Below are 19,592 nucleotides of genomic sequence, written 5' to 3'. Positions count from 1 at the left end.
CGCATCGGTATCGTTGGACGAAACGGCGCTGGTAAATCTACATTAATGAAGATAATTGCTGGCGTTGAGGACTACGATTCAGGTCATATTTCGAAAGTGAAAGACTTGAAACTCGGTTACCTCACCCAACAAATGACGCTCGATACAGAACAGACGGTCTTCGAAGCCATGTCGCAACCGTTTGAATATATCATTTCATTAGAACAACGTATGCGTGAAGAAACAGAGTGGCTCGCTCAACACGCAGACGACTACGAAAGTCCAGAGTACCAAGAGCATATTGCAACTTACGAGAAGCTCTCTAACGACTTTGAGCAGCGTGAAGGTTATCAGTATCAAAGCAAGATTAAGACTGTGCTTCACGGCTTATCGTTTACAGAGACAGATTTCGACCGCCCTATCAAAGACTTTAGCGGTGGTCAGAAGACGCGACTTTCCCTTGCACAAATGTTGCTGAGCGAACCTGATTTGCTTCTTCTTGACGAGCCGACCAACCATTTGGATATGGAGACGACCGAGTGGCTGGAGCAATATCTTAATTTCTTTAATGGCGCAATTGTTATTATCAGTCACGACCGTTACTTTTTAGATAAAATTGTCAAACAAATCTACGACGTCTCACTCGGTGAAGTACGTCACTACCATGGTAATTACAAACAATTTATCGAACAACGTGATAAATATTACGAAAAACGCATGCAAGAATACGAAGCGCAACAAGCAGAAATTAAGCGCTTAGAAGACTTTGTCGATAAGAATATTGCCAGAGCTTCAACGAGTGGTATGGCTAAAAGTCGTCGCAAAACCCTAGAGAAGATTGAAAAAATCGATAAGCCAATGCTCGATGCGCGGAGTGCTAACATTCAATTTGACTTTGATCGAAACACAGGTAACGATGTCTTCCATATACGATCGCTTGAGATTGGGTATGACCATCAGCCGATCACCCAACCGATTAATTTGGAGGTCTTTAAAGGCGACCACATTGCAGTTATTGGACCGAATGGGATTGGTAAATCGACGCTCATCAAGACGATTGCCAATCAACAACAAGCATTAGGCGGAGAAATTACGACTGGCGCTAATCTTCGCATCGGTTACTACGACCAGAAACAGGCTGAGTTTAAATCGAATAAGACCATTCTCGATTACGTTTGGGATCAATATCCTACGATGCCTGAGAAAGATATTCGTGCTGTCCTTGGCCGCTTCCTCTTTGTGCAAGAAGAAGTTAAGAAAGTCATCAACGACTTGTCTGGTGGCGAGAAAGCACGACTTCAACTCGCCCTACTCATGTTAGAACGTAATAACGTGCTCATCTTAGACGAACCGACCAACCATCTAGATATTGATTCTAAAGAAATGTTGGAACAAGCGTTGAGTGGCTTTGAAGGAACGATTATCTTCGTCTCACACGACCGTTATTTTATTGATCAACTTGCAAACAAAGTCTTTGATTTAGATACTTCTGGCGGTTCACTCTATCTTGGAGATTATCAATACTATGTTGAAAAGTTAGAGGAAAAAGAAGCGTTAGCAGAACATCGTAAGCAAGGTTCTGCATCGTCAGAAACACAAGAGGCTACTGCTACTTCTAATACTTATCAAGATCAGAAACAACGTCGTAAAGAACAGCGTCAAATCGAACGTCAAATTAATGAATACGAAGAGACCATTACGAAATGTGAGACAGAAATTGAACTTTTAGATGAACAACTTACCCAACCTGACATATTTAGTGATCCTGAAAAAGCAGCTGAAATAGCCGAACAAAAATCACAAATCGAACACACGTTAGAAGAAGCGATGATCAATTGGGAAGAATTACAAGAAAAATTGGATTAATCGTCACATAGAAGAAAGCTGAGATAGTAAAATTATTCACTGTCTCAGCTTCTTTTTTTACATTTTCCACTACTACTTATGCACACTAAAAAGCCTATAATGATACATATCCACAAAGTTATCCCAATTATCCACAAGTAATATGTAACTAAATCCACACCTTTATCCATAACTTACTCACTCTCATACACAACTTCATACATAAGTTATCCACAAGTTGTGCACTTTATGTTGATAAGTACGCACGTTCCCTATTGACATTTTTTGGATTACGCGTCTCGTTTCTTTATTGGAAACTAGATTGTATTTATAATTCATCTTTGTCATACTTTAACTATCAATGATACTTAAGAAACAGAAAGGATGTTTACCGTGTCCGCATTATTGTGGATTTATCTCGCGATACTCATCGCATTGATTATACTCGCAATCGTCGCACAAATGACGATTAAAGCGATTGAGACATTGCATCTTAAGAACGCTATTCAAACGCTTTGGAATCGCAAAGCACCTCTCGAATCATTTATTCGACCCAATCACCTTTACGATCATCTCTATCTCAAACACCTTAAACAATATCCACATCAAGATAATCAATATATCGATGATAAGACGTGGTCAGACCTAGATTTAGACGAATTGTTCCAGCAACTCAACTTTAACTTTTCCGCAATTGGCGAAATGCGACTGTTTGCTACTTTACGCGGAATGTATGCTATTAAAGGCGAACAGCTTATTGAAACATTCAAGAAACATCGCAATTTTCGAGAATTCGTTTCATTAAAGCTCGCACAAATCGGTAAATCCGTTTATCCGAAATATCCGGACGAAATTCAAACTATTCCTCGTCAGACGTTACATATGCTGAGCCCTATCTTTCCATTTATTGGACTCGTTGTGCTTCCATTTTCAGTTCCATTGGGAGGCTTTATCACAATTGCCGCACTGATTTACAACGTCTTTCTTTCTAGCAAGTTAAAGAAGAGTTTCGAAGACGAGCTTAATTCCATGTATTATACGTCGAATGTGTTAAAACGTGCACGCACCATTTCCTTACACGACGAAGCACCACAGTTAGATGTCAACTTTAGTCATTTTAAAACGGCACGTTACCTCAGCGGTATTGTAGGTTCTGCCAGTAACGCAAATGAAGGGGCTATGTTCACGAACGTCATCAAGAGCATGTTCAATCTCGACTATGTGCTCTTCCACTTGATTCAACAAAGTTTTAAAGAACACGAGGAAGAAGTGTTGGCATGTTATGACTATATCGGCATGATAGATAATACTTATTCCATCGCACTGTGGCGTGAAACGTTGGACACGCAAGTTAAACCAGAAGCTACAGATCATCCAACAATTGATTTCGATGGTATTGTTCATCCGTTGCTTCCTAACGCCGTGCCAAATGACCTTAATATTCAACGACACATCTTACTGACAGGGTCCAATGCATCAGGTAAATCAACCTTTATGAAAGCTGTAGCGATTAATTTGATTCTGGCACAATATACGAACACCGCACTCGCGGAACGATTTGTCTACAAACCTGGTCATATCTATACGTCAATGGCCAACCAAGATGATGTGATGTCGGGTGATAGTTACTTCATGGCAGAAATTAAATCTGTCCGTCGCCTGTTTAATTTGCCGAGTGATCAATTCAACTACTGCTTTATCGATGAAATCTTTAAAGGTACGAACACAACTGAACGTGTCGCAGCCTCTGACTCCGTTCTGGCCTATCTCGCTGAGCAAGACAACTATCGTATACTCGCGGCTACGCATGATATTGAGCTAGCGGAATGGCTCCAGGAACAATATACGAACTACCATTTCAACGAAGATATTCAAGATGACGAGATTCACTTTGACTATAAGATTAAAAAAGGTAAAGCAAATACCCGCAATGCCATCGAATTGTTGAGAATTACAGACTTCCCAGAACGCGTATATTCAGACGCCAAAACGAATACCCAAAAACTTGAAGAATCATAGATTACAGATAAAAATCCGAAGATGACATGAGAATGAAAGTTCCCATCATCTTCGGATTTTATTTATTTACACCTATTCCGCATTAATCATCCAAGTCACACCAAAAGGATCATTAAAGATACCATATAATTTCGACCAAGCCGTTTCACCTAACGGAATTGACACTTCACAGCCGCCTTCAATAGCACGACCATAAAAGTCAATTGCACGTTGACGATCCGCTTCATCCTCATAATTAAACGTCAATGAGACAATTGCACCGCTATTATCAATCTTACGATGCTTATAAGTATCACTGCAATAGAACGTCTCGCCCATAATTTCAAACGACGCATGCATCGTGAAATCATCATCTACTTTATATTCGTCAGGCATATCTTGAAAGCGAGGATCATCGCCACCAACGCGTCGTATGTTTGTTGCTCCAAGATGTTTTTCATAGAAATTCAAAGCTGCTAAGCTATTTCGGAAGTTAAAGTATTGAATTGCACGCATAACAGTATAGCTCCTTTCTTCGTATTAGTCTGTTATACCCATTCAGCGCTTTAACTATGCCTACACTATCAATAGCTACTCGCCGACTTCTTCAATATCAATGCTGCTCCGTCCGTTGAGCGCCATATCCGCACGTGCGCCATTGAGATAGAGATAATGTGCAGCGGCGCCAATCATCGCTGCATTATCTGTGCAGAGTTTCGCGCTTGGTATGGATAGTTGAATGTCGTGCTCCTCACACGCTCGCGTCATCTCACGTCTCAAACCACGGTTACTTGCTACGCCACCTGCTACAATCAGATGCTTCACATCATATGTTTCACAAGCTTGAATCGCCTTTCCAACAAGTACTTCGACGACACTGTTTTGGAAACTTGTTGCGATGTTTGCGGCATTCACTGTTTCACCTTTTTGTTTTAAATTATGTTGTTTATTGATCACGGCACTTTTTAAACCACTAAAGCTGAAGTCAAAGCTGTCTTTCTCTAGCCACACACGAGGAAAGTCATACGTATCTTCACCTTCTGCAGCAAGCTGATCCACTTTAGGACCTCCAGGGTAACTGAGACCGATCGTACGCGCCACTTTATCATAGGCCTCACCCACAGCATCGTCCCGCGTCTCTCCTACAACTTCGAAAGAAAGATGATCCTTCATGTAGATGAGCTCGGTATGACCCCCAGATACGATGAGCGCCATTTGTGGAAACGTTAATGGCTCTTCTAAATGGTTAGCGTAAATATGACCTGCGATATGATGTACAGGAATCAACGGTTTATCATAGGCAAAGGCCAATGCTTTCGCCGCATTGATTCCCACGAGCAATGCGCCGATGAGACCTGGTCCTTCTGTCACTGCCACTGCGTTGATATCTTCCATCGTCACTTGAGCATCTTCAAGAGCGGTGTCGATAGTAGGTATGATACCTTCGACGTGATGACGGCTCGCTACTTCAGGCACCACACCTCCAAAGCGTTTGTGACTGTCGATTTGGCTCAATACCGTGTTAGATAAAATGCGTTGCCCGTCAGCGATGACACTCACACTTGTCTCGTCACAACTGGATTCAATACTTAATATTAACGTTTCTTTAGTCATTTAATTTCACCCACATCACCATAGCATCTTCACCTTCACCGTAATAATTTTTCCTTTTACCACCATACTGAAAGCCTAATTTCTCATAAACATGTTGTGCCACGTGATTGTTCACTCGAACTTCTAAACTCATGGTGTCACACTTCGTCTGTGCATATTGCATCGCATATTTCAACAGCAACTGACCTAAACCGGAACCTCGATAATCGTGTTGAATCGCAACCGTCGTAATTTGAGCTTGGTCAATCACAATCCATATTCCGATATAGCCAATGATTTGCTGGTCATATTCCATCACAAAATAATGCGCGAAGTTATTCTTCAACATTTCATGATAGAATGCATCAATCGTCCACGAACTATCGTTAAAGCTCTCTCGTTCTAGATCAAACACTTGAGGCACATCGTCGGCACACATTAAGCGAATATTTAACTCTTGTTCTGTTGGTTTTGCCAATTGCGTTCCGCCTCAGAAAGTTTTAAATAATTAGGAGTAAAGGTTGTGATATCAACTGGAGAAGTGATTAAGCGTGTCATTACTTTCGCACGAGGTAATTGTGCCTCCACTGTACCTTGTAAATGGTCACGCAACTTCTCAGCATCTTGACCTACAAATAGAGGATGTGCACCTCGTTCCTCTAGGTAAGCAAGCAAATCTTGGATTGTAATATATTGTTCCGGCATGATTTCTACAAGCTCATCTTGTTCGTAACGATACACACCTGCATAAACCGCTTCTCTACGCGCATCAAAGATAGGGACGATGTCATCTTTGCATTTACTATTAATCGTAGCTGCTAGTGCTTTCAATGAGGAGACACCATATAGTTGCGCATCGAGACTATAGGCTAACGTCTTAGCGACTGTTACACCGATACGTAGACCAGTGTAAGAACCAGGTCCTTGTGCTACAACGACCGCATCCACTTCATTTTTGGTGAATGAAGCAGATTCAAACAATTTCTCAACCGCTGGCATTAACTGTGCTGAGTGATTACGTTTCTCATTACTATTGATTTCAGCCTCAACTTTATCATCTTTAACGAGAGCAACGGATAACGGTTGATTCGACGTATCAATCAGTAAGTAGTTCATCTTCGAGTGCCTCCTTCATCTTCTGATATCTCTCCCCACTAGCTTCTAAACTTAATTCACGGGTTTCTTCCCCTGTGACAGCTAAACTGATAGTTAGATATTCTGCAGGAAGTAAATCTTGAATAAATTCACTCCATTCAATGACAGTAACGGCGTGATCTTCAAAGTATTCTTCAAATCCTAAATCTTCTTCACTATCTTCAAGACGATAGCAATCCATATGATGAAACTTGAGCGTTGTTCCTTTATAGGATTTGATAATATTGAACGTCGGCGAATTGATGTTACGCTTCACGCCTAATTCCTTACCTATCATCTGACTTAGCGTCGTCTTACCTGCGCCTAAATCTCCATTGAGTAGTATGAGATCACCGGCTTGTAAACGCGCTGTTAAAGTATTCGCAAAGTGTGCTAGATCTTGTAAATTGTTTATCTTAATCATAACGAGTCTCCTACACGAATTAATCTCAAGCGTTGATTATCTATACGATATTAGTTTCAGTTTACCATAGACTTCTATACGCTTTACATAGATTAGAACCACTCTATTTTAACAAATTTCAACGGATATGACTGCTACACGATTTAACCTGTGGGAAGAACTTTTTTACGAAATTGAAAGAAAATTCTAAAATAGTTATTGACAACGCTTTAGACTTATAGTAAATTTGATTTAACAATTTTTAGACTATTAGTAAAAATCTTACAACCATTCAGCGAAAGGAGTATAGTAAAATGGCTAACTTTACAACCCATAACCCAATCACAACTGAAAATATTTTAGTCATTTTATTATGCTAAGGGCTGGAGCATTAGATTAACACTAGTGCTTAAGTCCTATTCGAGTTGAATGGGACTTTCCAGCGTCCCAATCATTACATTGGGACGCTTTTTTATTTTCATTTACTGGGGGAATTGAAATGAGAAGTGACACAATCAAACGAGGAGATCATCAAGCGCCGGCAAGAAGTTTACTTCATGCCACCGGAGCATTGGAACAACCAACAGATATGAACAAGCCATTCGTCGCGATATGTAATTCATACATAGACATCGTTCCCGGCCATGTTCATCTTAGAGAGCTCGCCGATATCGCGAAAGAAGCGATCAGAGAAGCTGGAGCGATTCCTTTCGAATTCAATACCATTGGTGTCGATGATGGTATTGCTATGGGACACATCGGAATGCGTTATTCCTTACCGTCTCGAGAAATTATCGCAGACGCGGCAGAAACCGTCATCAACGCACATTGGTTTGATGGTGTCTTCTACATTCCGAACTGTGACAAGATTACACCGGGCATGTTACTCGCAGCAGTTCGCACAAATGTACCCGCCGTCTTCTGTTCAGGAGGTCCAATGAAAGCAGGCTTATCCGCACAAGGTAAAGCACTCACATTATCATCCATGTTCGAAGCAGTTGGTGCTTTCAAAGATGGTTCAATTTCTAAAGAAAAATTTTTAGACATGGAACAGAATGCCTGCCCTACTTGCGGTTCTTGTTCTGGAATGTTTACGGCGAACTCTATGAACTGCTTGATGGAAATTCTAGGACTCGCGCTACCATACAACGGTACAGCACTAGCAGTCAGCGATCAACGTCGTGAGATGATTCGCCAAGCTGCTTTCCGTTTAGTAGACAATATTAAAAAGGATATTAAACCACGTGACATCGTGACGAAAGAAGCGATTGATGATGCATTCGCTTTAGACATGGCAATGGGAGGTTCAACGAATACAGTACTTCATACTTTAGCCATCGCGAACGAAGCGGGCATCGACTACGATTTAACACGTATTAACGAAATCGCAAAGAAGACGCCTTACCTTTCTAAAATCGCACCAAGTTCTTCTTACTCTATGCATGACGTACATGAAGCGGGCGGTGTCCCAGCTATCATCAATGAGTTAATGAAGAAAGAAGGCGTACTTCATCCAAATCGCATCACTGTCACAGGACAGACTATTAGAGAGAACAATGAGAACAAAGAAATCACTAATGATAAAGTCATCCGTCGTTTAGACAATCCATACGACAAAGAAGGCGGATTATCCGTACTCTACGGTAATCTTGCTCCTAAAGGAGCAGTCATTAAAGTCGGCGGTGTCGATCCATCAATTAAAGTCTTCAAAGGTAAAGCGATTTGTTTCGATTCACACGATGAAGCAGTTGAAGCAATTGATAATCACACAGTGAGAGAAGGACACGTCGTAGTCATTCGATACGAAGGCCCTAAAGGTGGTCCAGGAATGCCAGAGATGTTATCTCCTACTTCATCCATTGTAGGACGTCGCTTAGGTAAAGATGTTGCACTCATTACAGATGGTCGCTTCTCAGGTGCCACACGCGGCATTGCAGTCGGTCACATCTCACCTGAAGCTGCTTCAGGTGGCCCAATTGGTTTATTACGCGACGGAGACGAAATTACAATCGACTTAACGAACCGCACATTAGATGTAGATGTCGATACGGAAACCTTAGAAGCACGTAAGCAAGAACTGAAACCTTTTAAAGCTAAAGTTAAAAGTGGTTACCTTGCTCGTTATACCGCACTCGTAACAAGTGCCAACACTGGCGGTATCATGCAAGTACCCGAAGAACTATTATAAGGAGTGATCCCACATGTCAAACCAAACTGAAACAATGAATAACGAAGCAACAGAAGAACTCGAAAGTGTCGATGGATCAGGTACGCAAGCACCTTATGATTTGGAGAAAGAAGAAGTACAAGAGATGAACACAGGTTCCGCACTTCTCGTTGAGGCATTAGCGAAAGAAGATGTCGACTTTATCTTCGGCTATCCAGGTGGTGCCGTACTTCCGCTTTATGATACGTTCTATGATGGTGCAATCAAGCATATTCTCGCTCGTCACGAACAAGGTGCTGCTCATGCAGTTGAAGGTTACGCGAAAGTATCTGGTAAACCAGGTGTAGTCGTTGTAACGAGTGGACCTGGAGCTACGAACGCGATCACTGGAATTGCAGATGCCTATAGTGATTCCATTCCTCTCGTAGTCTTCACGGGACAAGTTGCAACACCAGTCATCGGTAAGGATGCATTCCAAGAAGCGGACTTATTATCAATGACGACGCCAATTACGAAACATAACTATCAAGTTAAAAATGTAGATGATATCCCTAAGATCATCCACGAAGCATTCCATATCGCTAATACAGGTCGTAAAGGACCAGTAGTCATCGACTTCCCTAAAGATATGGGCGTGTTAACGACACATAAACAACCGACTGAAGAGCTAGACTTACCAGGTTACAATGTCAATCTCGAACCGAGTCATGATGATGTACAGAAATTGCGAGATTACTTAAAGACAGCGAAGCGTCCTCTCGTTCTAGCGGGTGCAGGTGTACACCACGCTGAAGCTAACGATTTGTTGACAGAATTTGTCACTCGTCATCAGTTACCTGTGGTTAACACATTGCTCGGCCTAGGTTCTGTCCCTGCCGATTATCCACTCTTCTTAGGTATGGGCGGTATGCACGGTTCTTACGCCAGCAACATGGCGATCCAAGAATGTGACTTGTTGATCAACTTTGGTAGCCGCTTCGATGACCGTTTAGCAAGTAAACCTGATAATTTTGCTAAAAATGCGAAAATTGTGCATGTTGATATCGATCCATCTGAAATCGATAAGATCATCAAGACGGATCTCGGCATCGTGGCTGACGTTAAAGCGACATTAGAACAACTGCTCGAATTCGATAGTTACGCAGTGAAGCACGAAGAATGGAATGAACGTGTACAAGCGAATAAAGCAGCACAACCGTTTAATCATGGCGAAGAGGACCCGCATTTTATCAAACCACAACGGACAATTGAGTATATCGGTGAAATCACGAATGGCGATGCAATCGTTACAACTGATGTAGGACAACATCAAATGTGGGTCGCACAGTTCTATCCGTTCAAGAAACTCAATCAACTCGTAACGAGTGGTGGTCTCGGAACAATGGGTTACGGCATTCCAGCAGCAATCGGAGCGAAACTTGCTCACCCTGACCAAACGGTAGTCGCTTTCGTTGGCGATGGTGGTTTCCAAATGACGAACCAAGAGATGGCGATCCTCGAAGAATACGGTATCGACATCAAGATCGTGCTCATCAACAACGGTACGTTAGGTATGGTTAAGCAATGGCAAGATAAATTCTTTAACCAACGTTTCTCACATTCAGTGTTTAACGACCAACCTGATTTCATCAAACTGTCAGAAGCCTACCGAGTGAAGAGTTATCTCATCGATGACCCGAATCGTTTAGAGGAACAACTTGATGAAGCTTTCCAACACGACGGTCCAGCGATGATTGAAGTACGCATTTCCCCTATCGAACCTGTACACCCAATGGTTCCTAGTGGTAAAGCCAATGATGAAATGGAGGGTCTACTATGAGACGCACATTTAGAACGAAAGTGAGAGACAAAGCGGGTACACTCAATCGTTTAACGAGTATCTTCGTACGTCGCCAATTTAATATCGTCAACCTCTCAGCAGTACCAACGCTTGAGCCAGGTATTACCGATATTACCTTCGTGGCGGAAATACCAGATACGGATACGTTACGTACGTTGATGCAACAGCTTGAGAAACAAATCAACATTATCAGCGTTGAGGATATCACTGATACGAACACGTACAACCGTGAACTCGTATTAGTCAAAGTGAAGACACCCCAAGACGACGCACAGTTGTACAAGATTATTAAACCTTATGATGCGCTAGTGTCCATCTTACATGCGGAAGATACGTACACTTATCTTCAAGCTTCCGGTCCACGCTATACATTAGACAACTTGTTAGATGACCTATCATCATTAGAGCTTGTACAAGTAGCACGTACAGGTTCAGCAGGTATTATTTAATTTAATTCGAACAATACTTATTTTACTAAAATTAACTTACTGGAGGAATTTCAAATGACAACAGTTTATTATGACAAAGATGTAACGAAAGATGCTTTACAAGGTAAGAAGATTGCGATTATCGGATATGGTTCACAAGGCCATGCCCACGCACAGAACTTAAAGGACAATGGCTATGATGTGATCATCGGTATCCGTCCTGGTAAATCGCACGATAAAGCTAAAGAAGATGGCTTCGACGTTTACACTGTAGACGAAGCAGCGAAACAAGCAGATGTCATCATGATCTTATTGCCAGATGAAATCCAAGGTCAAGTTTATGACAACGAAATCAAACCTCACTTAGAGAAAAATAACGCTTTAGCCTTTGCACATGGTTTTAATATTCACTTCAACGTAATCCAACCACCTGAAGATGTGGATGTCTTCTTAGTTGCACCAAAAGGCCCAGGACATCTCGTACGTCGTACTTTCGTTGAAGGTAGTGCAGTTCCTTCCCTCTTCGCAGTTGAACAAGACGCAAGTGGCGAAGCGAGAGACTTAGCATTAAGCTATGCAAAAGGTATCGGCGCAACAAGAGCTGGAGTCATCGAAACATCTTATAAAGAAGAAACTGAAACAGACCTCTTCCGGGAACAAGCTGTATTATGTGGTGGTGTAACACACTTAATCCAAGCTGGTTTCGAAACGTTAGTTGAAGCAGGTTATCAACCAGAAATCGCCTACTTCGAAGTATTACATGAAATGAAACTCATCGTTGACTTGATGTACGAAGGCGGTATGGAGAACATGCGCTACTCTATCTCCAATACAGCAGAGTTCGGTGATTACGTGTCAGGTCCACGTGTCATCACTCCAGAAGTTAAAAATAATATGAAAGATGTCTTAACAGATATTCAACAAGGTAACTTCAGCGACCGCTTCATCAAAGATAATGAAAATAACTTCGAAGAATTCATGAAATTACGTAAAGAACAACATGGTCATCAAATTGAAGCGGTTGGACGTGAACTTAGAGAGTTAATGCCATTCATCAAATCGAAAAAAATTGAACAGTAATTAAATGTATTCAGGTCCAAGGTAAGAAGCGGTGTCGGTCGGTTAATTAATGAAACTGACCGATTCCCCTTACTTCGATGACCACAATGACTACAGGTTTTAAAAGAAAGAATATTCGTAATTTTATAATAATAAATAGTTTTAAACTGATTATTAAGGGTAGCGTCAGCAGTTTGCTACCATTGATCTATTTCATAATAAAGGAGATGTTTAACATGACTGCAACACCTGCAACTGATCATATTCAAATCTTTGATACGACGCTAAGAGATGGAGAACAAACACCAGGCGTCAGTTTCTCATTCGACGAACGTATTAAGATCGCAAAACAGTTAGAGAAATGGGGCGTCGATATTATCGAAGCGGGATTCCCTGCCTCTAGTACAGGAAGTTTCGAATCTGTGAAGGCTATTGCTGAGACATTAACTAACACAGCCGTCTGTGGCCTTGCGAGATGTGTAAAGAAAGATATCGATGCGGTTTACGAAGCAACGAAACCAGCTGCAATGCCACGGATTCACGTCTTCGTAGCCACGAGCCCTATCCACTTAGAATCTAAATTGAAGATGACACAAGAAGAAGTGCTCGCTTCCATTAAAGAACATGTTGCTTATGCGAGAGAATACTTTGATGTCGTGCAATTCTCACCTGAAGACGCGACACGGACTGAGTTGCCCTTCTTGATCGAATGTGTTCAGACTGCAGTTGATGCAGGAGCGAGCGTTATTAATATTCCGGATACAGTAGGCTTTGCTTATCCTTCTGAGTATGGGGCTATTTTTAAAAAGCTCAGAGAAGAGATTCGTACAGATCGAGAAATCGTCTACAGTGCACATTGCCATGATGATTTGGGCTTGGCTGTCGCAAATAGTATGGCTGCGATTGAAAATGGTGCGAACCGTATTGAAGGTACGATTAACGGTATCGGCGAACGTGCAGGTAATACAGCGCTTGAGGAGGTCGCACTCGGCCTTCACGTAAGACAAGACCATTACGGTACGACGACACGCATTCAGCTACAAGAAACGAAACAGACGTCAGATCTCATTTCACGCTATGCAGGCATTCGCGTACCGAAGAACAAAGCGATTGTCGGCCAGAACGCCTTCAGCCATGAGTCCGGTATTCACCAAGATGGCGTGTTGAAGAATCCAGAAACATATGAAATTATGACGCCGCAACTCGTAGGTGTACAAAGTACTGAATTGCCACTGGGTAAACTGTCTGGTAAACATGCCTTTAGTGAAAACCTCAGTGCATTGGGCTATGATATTGACCCAGAAGAACAGAAAGTCCTCTTCAAACAATTTAAGTCCGTGGCAGATAAGAAGAAATCAGTGACTGATCGCGATATTCATGCCTTGATTCAAGGTACAGAGCATGAACAGAACGCGATGTTCCAAGTCTCTCAACTACAAGTTCAATTCGTTTCAAACGGCCTTCAAAGTGCCGTAGTCGTCATTAAAGATCGCGATGGACATACGTATCAAGATTCAAGCATCGGTACAGGTTCAATTGTTGCAGTCTACAATGCAGTAGACCGTATCTTTAATGAAGAAACTGAATTGCTTGATTACACGATTGATTCAGTAACTGAAGGTACGGATTCACAAGCAGAGGTTCGAGTACAACTTAAAGTAAATGGTTACACAGTAACAGGTATCGGCATTGATCATGACGTACTTTTTGCTTCGGCTAAAGCTTACGTAGAAGCACATGCTAAATATGCGAGTGAGCAAGCACAGAAAGAAGGCGTTGAAGCATGACTTATCGTATCGTAGCCCTACCTGGAGATGGGATTGGACCAGAAATTATGCACGGCGCCCTTCAAATACTCGAACAGCTCTCGGATCGTTTTAACTTTAGCTATACCGCTGAATCTCATGATTTCGGCGGTGTAGCTATCGATAATCATGGGACGTCGCTTACAGATTCAACTTTCCAAGCTTGTGAGTCAGCTGATGCGATATTGCTTGGTGCAGTCGGCGGTCCTCAGTGGACAGACCCTCATAATCGCCCTGAACAAGGCTTATTAGATTTACGTCAAAAACTCAATTTATTCGCGAATATTCGCCCGACTACAGTGACAGACGGAACGAGTCACCTTTCCCCTATTAAAGAGGAACGTGTAAAGGGTACAGATTTCGTCATTGTACGTGAGCTTACAAGCGGTATTTATTTTGGACAGCCCAAAAGTTGGGATGACCACCAAGCATTAGATTCACTTACTTATACACGTGAAGAGATTGAACGCATTGCGCGTGTAGCATTCGACCTTGCACAATCACGTCAACAGAAACTCACTTCTGTCGACAAAGAGAATGTCTTAGCTTCAAGTAAATTGTGGCGTAGTGTAATTAACGAAGTAGCTCAGGATTATCCAGATGTTGAAGTTGAACATCTTCTCGTCGATGCTTGTGCAATGCACTTAATCACGAATCCGAATCGTTTCGACGTCATTGTGACTGAAAATCTATTTGGTGACATCTTGAGTGATGAAGCTTCAGTGATGCCAGGTGCACTCGGTCTTTCACCTTCTGCAAGTTTCAGCTCAGAAGGCCCACGTCTCTATGAACCAATTCATGGTTCTGCACCTGATATTGCAAATCAAGATAAAGCTAATCCATTTGGTATGTTGCTCTCTTTAGCTATGTGTTTACGCGAGAGCTTTAATCAAGAAGAAGCAGCATCCCATCTTGAACAAACGATTTACGATTTAGTTCGACAAGAGAAGACCACAGCAGATTTAGGTGGTCAGTACAAGACATCAGAAGTCATTCAATTTGTAGCTAACAATATTTAATAAAGGAGGAGCACTCATATGGGACAAACACTTTTTGACAAAGTATGGAATAAACATGTACTTGCCGGTAAAGAAGGTGATCCACAGTTATTATACATCGACCTGCATCTCATCCATGAGGTGACTTCTCCGCAGGCTTTCGAAGGTTTGAGACTGCAGAATCGACAATTGAGAAGACCTGACCTTACATTTGCGACATTGGATCATAACGTACCGACAGTTGATATTTACAACATTAAAGATGAAATTGCGAATAAACAGATCACGACATTGCAACAGAATGCGCAAGACTTTGGCGTCCACATCTTTGATATGGGGTCTGATGAACAAGGCATCGTTCACATGGTTGGACCTGAAACAGGATTGACTCAACCAGGTAAGACGATTGTATGTGGTGATTCACATACGGCCACACATGGTGCGTTTGGCGCTATCGCTTTCGGAATTGGTACGAGCGAAGTCGAACATGTCTTTGCGACTCAGACGTTGTGGCAAACGAAGCCGAAGAATTTGAAGATTAACGTGACTGGCCAGTTGCCTCCAGGTGTATATGCGAAAGATATTATTCTACATCTTATCAATCAACATGGTGTCGATTTCGGAACAGGTTACGCACTTGAATTTGCAGGTGAAACGATTGAAAGTCTGTCTATGGAAGCGCGCATGACGATTTGTAATATGGCGATTGAAGCGGGCGCGAAATACGGTATGATGGCGCCTGATGAAACGACTTTCGAATATGTAAAAGGTCGTCCATATGCGACGAATTTCGACTATGACATCGATGAGTGGCGTGAACTTTATACAGATGACGATGCCGAATTTGATAAAGAAATTCACCTTGATGTCACGGATCTTGAACCTCAAATTACTTGGGGAACAAGTCCTGAGATGGGTGTGAGCTTTAACACACCTTTCCCTGAAATTGAAAGTGTGAATGACGAACGTGCATACAACTATATGGGACTACAACCCGGTCAGAAAGCAGAAGACATTGAGTTAGGTTACGTCTTCCTTGGCTCATGTACGAATGCGCGACTTTCAGATCTCGTGGAAGCGAGTCACATCGTTAAAGGGCAACAGGTACACCCTAATATCACGGCGATCGTCGTTCCTGGTTCACGTACGGTGAAACATGAAGCGGAAGCGCTTGGATTGGACCGAATCTTCAAAGAGGCAGGCTTTGAATGGCGTGAACCCGGTTGTTCAATGTGCTTAGGTATGAACCCTGACCAAGTTCCTGCTGGTGTGCATTGTGCTTCAACGAGCAACCGTAACTTTGAAGGCCGCCAAGGTAAAGGTGCACGCACGCATCTCGTCTCTCCTGCAATGGCAGCCGCAGCAGCAATTAACGGTAAATTTGTCGATGTAAGAAAGGTGGTCGTTTAAATGGATATTCAACCCATTACTACTTATACAGGTAAGATCGTTCCCCTATTCCATGACAACATTGATACCGATCAAATTATTCCGAAAGTCCATTTGAAACGAATTTCTAAGACAGGCTTTGGTCCTTTCGCCTTTGATGAGTGGCGATACTTAGAAGACGGTTCAGACAATCCTGACTTTAATCCGAATAAGCCTCAATATGAAGGTGCCTCTATTCTGATTACGGGTGACAATTTCGGATGTGGGTCGAGCCGTGAACACGCAGCGTGGGCTCTGAAAGATTATGGATTCAATATTATTATTGCAGGTAGCTTTAGTGATATTTTTTACATGAACTGTACAAAGAATGCGATGCTTCCGATTGTATTAGATCAAGAAGCACGCGAACATCTTGCTCAGTTCGAAGAAATCACAGTCGATTTACCGGAACAAACTGTTTCATCTCCTGAACAGACTTTTTATTTTACTATAGATGAAACGTGGAAGAACAAATTGGTTAACGGACTCGATGATATCGCAGTCACGTTGCAATATGAAGACGAAATTGCAGCTTATGAACAGGCAAAAGCAAAAACTTACAATAACTAAGTAAAAAGGTGTGCATAGTATGACAGTTGAAACAACAGTACAAGCGAAAGATATAGATGAAGCTTTCTTACAATTGAAAGACGTCGTGAAGGAAACACCGCTACAGAAAGATCACTATCTCTCTTTAAAGTATAATTGTAATGTCTATTTAAAACGCGAAGACTTACAGTGGGTGCGTTCGTTCAAGTTACGTGGTGCCTATAATGCAATTATGGCGCTATCAGATGAAGAGCGTCAGCGTGGTATTACGTGTGCAAGCGCCGGCAACCACGCTCAAGGTGTTGCTTTCACTGCAAGCAAACTCAATCTTAAAGCAACCATCTTCATGCCAGTGACGACCCCACTTCAGAAGATCGACCAAGTTAAATTCTTCGGTGGCGAAAGTACAGAAGTCGTCTTAACCGGCGATACGTTTGATGACTGCTTGAAAGAAGCTTTAGAATATACAGATCGTTATGATAAGAACTTCATCGATCCTTTTAACAATATCTACACGATAGCTGGTCAAGGCACCGTTGCGAAAGAGACGCTTGAACAAGCTCAAGCAGATCATACGAAGTTTGACTATCTCTTCGCGGCAATTGGTGGTGGCGGTCTCATCTCTGGTATTGGCACGTACTTTAAGGCTCAATCTCCAGATACGAAGGTCGTCGGTGTTGAACCGGCTGGAGCGAGTAGTATGTATGAGTCCGTCGTTCAACAAGGTCAAATCGTGACGCTGCCTAACATCGATAAATTTGTCGACGGGGCTTCAGTAGCTCGTGTTGGCGAAATCACTTTCGATATTGCTAAAAGGGTTGTCGATGATTATGTGCAAGTAGACGAAGGTCAAGTTTGTTCAACCATCCTAGATATGTACACCAAACAAGCGATTATCGCTGAACCTGCTGGTGCTTTGAGTGTTTCAGCTTTAGAGCAGTATAAAGATGAGATTAAAGGTAAAACAGTTGTGTGCGTCATCAGTGGCGGTAACAACGATATCAACCGCATGAAAGAAATCGAAGAACGTTCCTTACTCTTTGAAGAAATGAAACACTACTTTATCCTTAATTTCTCCCAACGCCCTGGTGCTTTGAGAGAGTTCGTTAACGATGTGCTAGGCCCTCGTGATGACATCACTAAGTTCGAATACTTGAAGAAATCATCACAGAATACAGGTACAGTCATCATCGGAATTCAACTCAGTGACCATAACGACTTGGGTCAATTGAAAGAGAACGTGCATGACTTTGATCCACACAATATTTATATCAATGAGAACAAGATGCTCTATTCTTTACTTATATGATGATAATACAAGCGATTGATGCCCTGTAAGAGGGGATCAATCGCTTATTTGTATGATAGAAACAAAAATGATTGGCCGAGTTGAGATGAATTACTCATTTAATTCGACCAATCATTCTAATATGTGCACAATATTATTTTCCACTTTGTTTAATTTATTGAGAACGCTTGATCGTTATCAAGGTTCTGCTTAGCAAATTACCCCTTTGCTGTATCCCCTAGTTAGTAAACTAACACACTTAATAGATTTATCACGTAAAACTCCGTAACTGTCTATTTACGTGCCTGAGTGTCATGTATTTATTCGCTTCTGTAGTAAAAATACTTATGTATATTAGTTATACTAGGTAAGTTGAAACTTGATTTTCTGTCCGACAATCCCTCTTATATACGAAAAGAGTCTGGGACAAAATTAAAACTTATTAATTTTCAATGTTAAAACTCTCGCTTGCTTATGGGACCACACTCAACTAATTCTTTTCGCTCAAAGAGCTCTAAGAATGGATTTTCGTTGTGGTCTAGTTCCATCAAGCGTCTCGAGTACACATTGAAAATTTACTCAAAAATTTAGTTTAAGCTTGCTTTTGATTTCTCTAAGAAGTTAATTCGCATTAATGTCCCAGTCTCTTAATGATTGCCTGGCAACGTCCTATTCTTAAAGTATAACTTCATACTCTAGTATGTTAGTTATACTTATGCAATTGCTACTGCAATTGTATTCCTTTTTCATCTACTTCGAATAGTTTTTTTGGGAAGAAGTTAAGCTCTTTCCTGGCATAAAAAAAGAAGCCTTTCGGGCTCAAGTGATTGTTGACAAACGCTCGCATCTTTCGTCAGCTTATAAATCAACTTGCTCATTTACCTGTAGTAAAATCCCATCGTTGTTTCATTGCGCTTCCTTAGCTGCCAAGCGCTTTCATTCAATCCCTCTATATATACGAAAAAAGAGACCCTATCAGGTCTCTTTTAATAATTGCCTGGCAACGTCCTACTCTTGCGGAACATAAGTCCGACTACCATCGGCGCTAAGGAGCTTAACTTCTGTGTTCGGCATGGGA

Annotated in this window: 16 protein-coding genes and 1 rRNA gene; 11 read left to right on the top strand and 6 right to left on the bottom strand. The window is 41.8% G+C overall.

Annotation, left to right across the window (positions count from 1 at the left end; translation table 11 throughout):
* Both abc-f and CD039_RS06325 read left to right on the top strand, forming a co-directional pair.
* Positions 1-1,845 (top strand): ribosomal protection-like ABC-F family protein (gene abc-f, locus CD039_RS06330; protein ID WP_240595087.1); only part of this gene is annotated, 1,845 nt, incomplete at its 5' end.
* 363 nt (positions 1,846-2,208) lie between these two features.
* Positions 2,209-3,843 (top strand): MutS-related protein, encoded by a 1,635-nt coding sequence (locus tag CD039_RS06325; protein ID WP_103371617.1) that lies wholly within the window; start codon positions 2,209-2,211, stop codon positions 3,841-3,843.
* Between the two features lie 72 nt (positions 3,844-3,915).
* Here the strand turns inward: CD039_RS06325 and CD039_RS06320 are convergent, their stop codons facing one another.
* The 5 genes from CD039_RS06320 to tsaE all read right to left on the bottom strand — a co-directional run bounded on the left by CD039_RS06320 (position 3,916) and on the right by tsaE (position 6,973).
* A complete protein-coding gene (locus tag CD039_RS06320; RefSeq protein ID WP_103371616.1) occupies positions 3,916-4,338 on the bottom strand; it encodes a VOC family protein in 423 nt (140 codons plus the stop codon).
* Between the two features lie 75 nt (positions 4,339-4,413).
* A complete protein-coding gene (gene tsaD / locus CD039_RS06315; protein WP_103371615.1) occupies positions 4,414-5,436 on the bottom strand; it encodes a tRNA (adenosine(37)-N6)-threonylcarbamoyltransferase complex transferase subunit TsaD in 1,023 nt (340 codons plus the stop codon).
* Positions 5,429-5,854: a ribosomal protein S18-alanine N-acetyltransferase gene (gene rimI, locus CD039_RS06310; RefSeq protein WP_415640382.1), complete on the bottom strand. Its 426-nt coding sequence runs from the start codon at positions 5,852-5,854 to the stop codon at positions 5,429-5,431. The genes tsaD and rimI overlap by 8 nt, the downstream gene beginning before the upstream one ends.
* Before the next feature lie 11 nt (positions 5,855-5,865).
* On the bottom strand, positions 5,866-6,531 hold the full coding sequence (gene tsaB / locus CD039_RS06305) for a tRNA (adenosine(37)-N6)-threonylcarbamoyltransferase complex dimerization subunit type 1 TsaB (RefSeq protein WP_103371613.1): 666 nt from the start codon (positions 6,529-6,531) through the stop codon (positions 5,866-5,868).
* Complete coding sequence (tsaE, locus tag CD039_RS06300) at positions 6,512-6,973, bottom strand: tRNA (adenosine(37)-N6)-threonylcarbamoyltransferase complex ATPase subunit type 1 TsaE (protein WP_103371612.1); 462 nt, start codon at positions 6,971-6,973, stop codon at positions 6,512-6,514. The genes tsaB and tsaE overlap by 20 nt, the downstream gene beginning before the upstream one ends.
* A gap of 478 nt (positions 6,974-7,451) precedes the next feature.
* Here tsaE and ilvD point away from each other — a divergent pair, with 478 nt between their 5' ends.
* The 9 genes from ilvD to ilvA all read left to right on the top strand — a co-directional run bounded on the left by ilvD (position 7,452) and on the right by ilvA (position 18,535).
* Positions 7,452-9,140 carry a dihydroxy-acid dehydratase gene (gene ilvD, locus CD039_RS06295; protein ID WP_103371611.1) on the top strand — a complete coding sequence of 563 codons (1,689 nt, stop codon included), beginning with the start codon at positions 7,452-7,454 and terminating at the stop codon, positions 9,138-9,140.
* A gap of 124 nt (positions 9,141-9,264) precedes the next feature.
* Positions 9,265-10,938 carry a biosynthetic-type acetolactate synthase large subunit gene (gene ilvB, locus CD039_RS06290; protein ID WP_240595093.1) on the top strand — a complete coding sequence of 558 codons (1,674 nt, stop codon included), beginning with the start codon at positions 9,265-9,267 and terminating at the stop codon, positions 10,936-10,938.
* Positions 10,935-11,408 (top strand): acetolactate synthase small subunit, encoded by a 474-nt coding sequence (gene ilvN / locus CD039_RS06285; protein WP_103371609.1) that lies wholly within the window; start codon positions 10,935-10,937, stop codon positions 11,406-11,408. The genes ilvB and ilvN overlap by 4 nt, the downstream gene beginning before the upstream one ends.
* 54 nt (positions 11,409-11,462) lie before the next feature.
* Positions 11,463-12,467: a ketol-acid reductoisomerase gene (ilvC, locus tag CD039_RS06280; RefSeq protein ID WP_103371608.1), complete on the top strand. Its 1,005-nt coding sequence runs from the start codon at positions 11,463-11,465 to the stop codon at positions 12,465-12,467.
* A 215-nt stretch (positions 12,468-12,682) separates the two neighbouring features.
* On the top strand, positions 12,683-14,233 hold the full coding sequence (locus CD039_RS06275; protein WP_103371607.1) for a 2-isopropylmalate synthase: 1,551 nt from the start codon (positions 12,683-12,685) through the stop codon (positions 14,231-14,233).
* Positions 14,230-15,270, top strand: a complete 1,041-nt coding sequence (gene leuB / locus CD039_RS06270) for a 3-isopropylmalate dehydrogenase (RefSeq protein ID WP_103371606.1) — start codon at positions 14,230-14,232, stop codon at positions 15,268-15,270. Before CD039_RS06275 ends, leuB begins: the two co-directional genes overlap by 4 nt.
* Positions 15,271-15,288: 18 nt before the next feature.
* The gene (gene leuC, locus CD039_RS06265) at positions 15,289-16,659 is read left to right on the top strand and encodes a 3-isopropylmalate dehydratase large subunit (protein ID WP_103371605.1); all 1,371 of its coding nucleotides are present in this window, start codon (positions 15,289-15,291) and stop codon (positions 16,657-16,659) included.
* A complete protein-coding gene (leuD, locus tag CD039_RS06260; RefSeq protein ID WP_103371604.1) occupies positions 16,660-17,247 on the top strand; it encodes a 3-isopropylmalate dehydratase small subunit in 588 nt (195 codons plus the stop codon).
* A gap of 19 nt (positions 17,248-17,266) precedes the next feature.
* Positions 17,267-18,535 carry a threonine ammonia-lyase IlvA gene (gene ilvA, locus CD039_RS06255; RefSeq protein WP_103371603.1) on the top strand — a complete coding sequence of 423 codons (1,269 nt, stop codon included), beginning with the start codon at positions 17,267-17,269 and terminating at the stop codon, positions 18,533-18,535.
* A 974-nt stretch (positions 18,536-19,509) separates the two neighbouring features.
* Here the strand turns inward: ilvA and rrf are convergent.
* Positions 19,510-19,592 (bottom strand): 5S ribosomal RNA (gene rrf, locus CD039_RS12315); the annotation flags it as partial.

The organism is Staphylococcus argensis (assembly GCF_002902305.1).
In the GTDB taxonomy this organism is placed as follows: domain Bacteria; phylum Bacillota; class Bacilli; order Staphylococcales; family Staphylococcaceae; genus Staphylococcus; species Staphylococcus argensis.
Note: the sequence above shows the minus strand (reverse complement) of the source record. Positions and strands in the feature narration are given on the sequence as shown.

Excerpts from the sequence above, each read along its gene's own strand:
- rimI (WP_415640382.1), bottom strand. The coding sequence starts at position 5,854 with ATGTGTGCCGACGATGTGCCTCAAGTGTTTGATCTAGAACGAGAGAGC.
- ilvN (WP_103371609.1), top strand. The coding sequence starts at position 10,935 with ATGAGACGCACATTTAGAACGAAAGTGAGAGACAAAGCGGGTACACTC.
- tsaE (WP_103371612.1), bottom strand. The coding sequence starts at position 6,973 with ATGATTAAGATAAACAATTTACAAGATCTAGCACACTTTGCGAATACT.
- CD039_RS06275 (WP_103371607.1), top strand. The coding sequence starts at position 12,683 with ATGACTGCAACACCTGCAACTGATCATATTCAAATCTTTGATACGACG.
- leuC (WP_103371605.1), top strand. The coding sequence starts at position 15,289 with ATGGGACAAACACTTTTTGACAAAGTATGGAATAAACATGTACTTGCC.
- tsaB (WP_103371613.1), bottom strand. The coding sequence starts at position 6,531 with ATGAACTACTTACTGATTGATACGTCGAATCAACCGTTATCCGTTGCT.
- leuB (WP_103371606.1), top strand. The coding sequence starts at position 14,230 with ATGACTTATCGTATCGTAGCCCTACCTGGAGATGGGATTGGACCAGAA.
- ilvC (WP_103371608.1), top strand. The coding sequence starts at position 11,463 with ATGACAACAGTTTATTATGACAAAGATGTAACGAAAGATGCTTTACAA.
- leuD (WP_103371604.1), top strand. The coding sequence starts at position 16,660 with ATGGATATTCAACCCATTACTACTTATACAGGTAAGATCGTTCCCCTA.
- CD039_RS06325 (WP_103371617.1), top strand. The coding sequence starts at position 2,209 with ATGTTTACCGTGTCCGCATTATTGTGGATTTATCTCGCGATACTCATC.
- CD039_RS06320 (WP_103371616.1), bottom strand. The coding sequence starts at position 4,338 with ATGCGTGCAATTCAATACTTTAACTTCCGAAATAGCTTAGCAGCTTTG.
- ilvA (WP_103371603.1), top strand. The coding sequence starts at position 17,267 with ATGACAGTTGAAACAACAGTACAAGCGAAAGATATAGATGAAGCTTTC.
- ilvD (WP_103371611.1), top strand. The coding sequence starts at position 7,452 with ATGAGAAGTGACACAATCAAACGAGGAGATCATCAAGCGCCGGCAAGA.
- ilvB (WP_240595093.1), top strand. The coding sequence starts at position 9,265 with ATGAACACAGGTTCCGCACTTCTCGTTGAGGCATTAGCGAAAGAAGAT.
- tsaD (WP_103371615.1), bottom strand. The coding sequence starts at position 5,436 with ATGACTAAAGAAACGTTAATATTAAGTATTGAATCCAGTTGTGACGAG.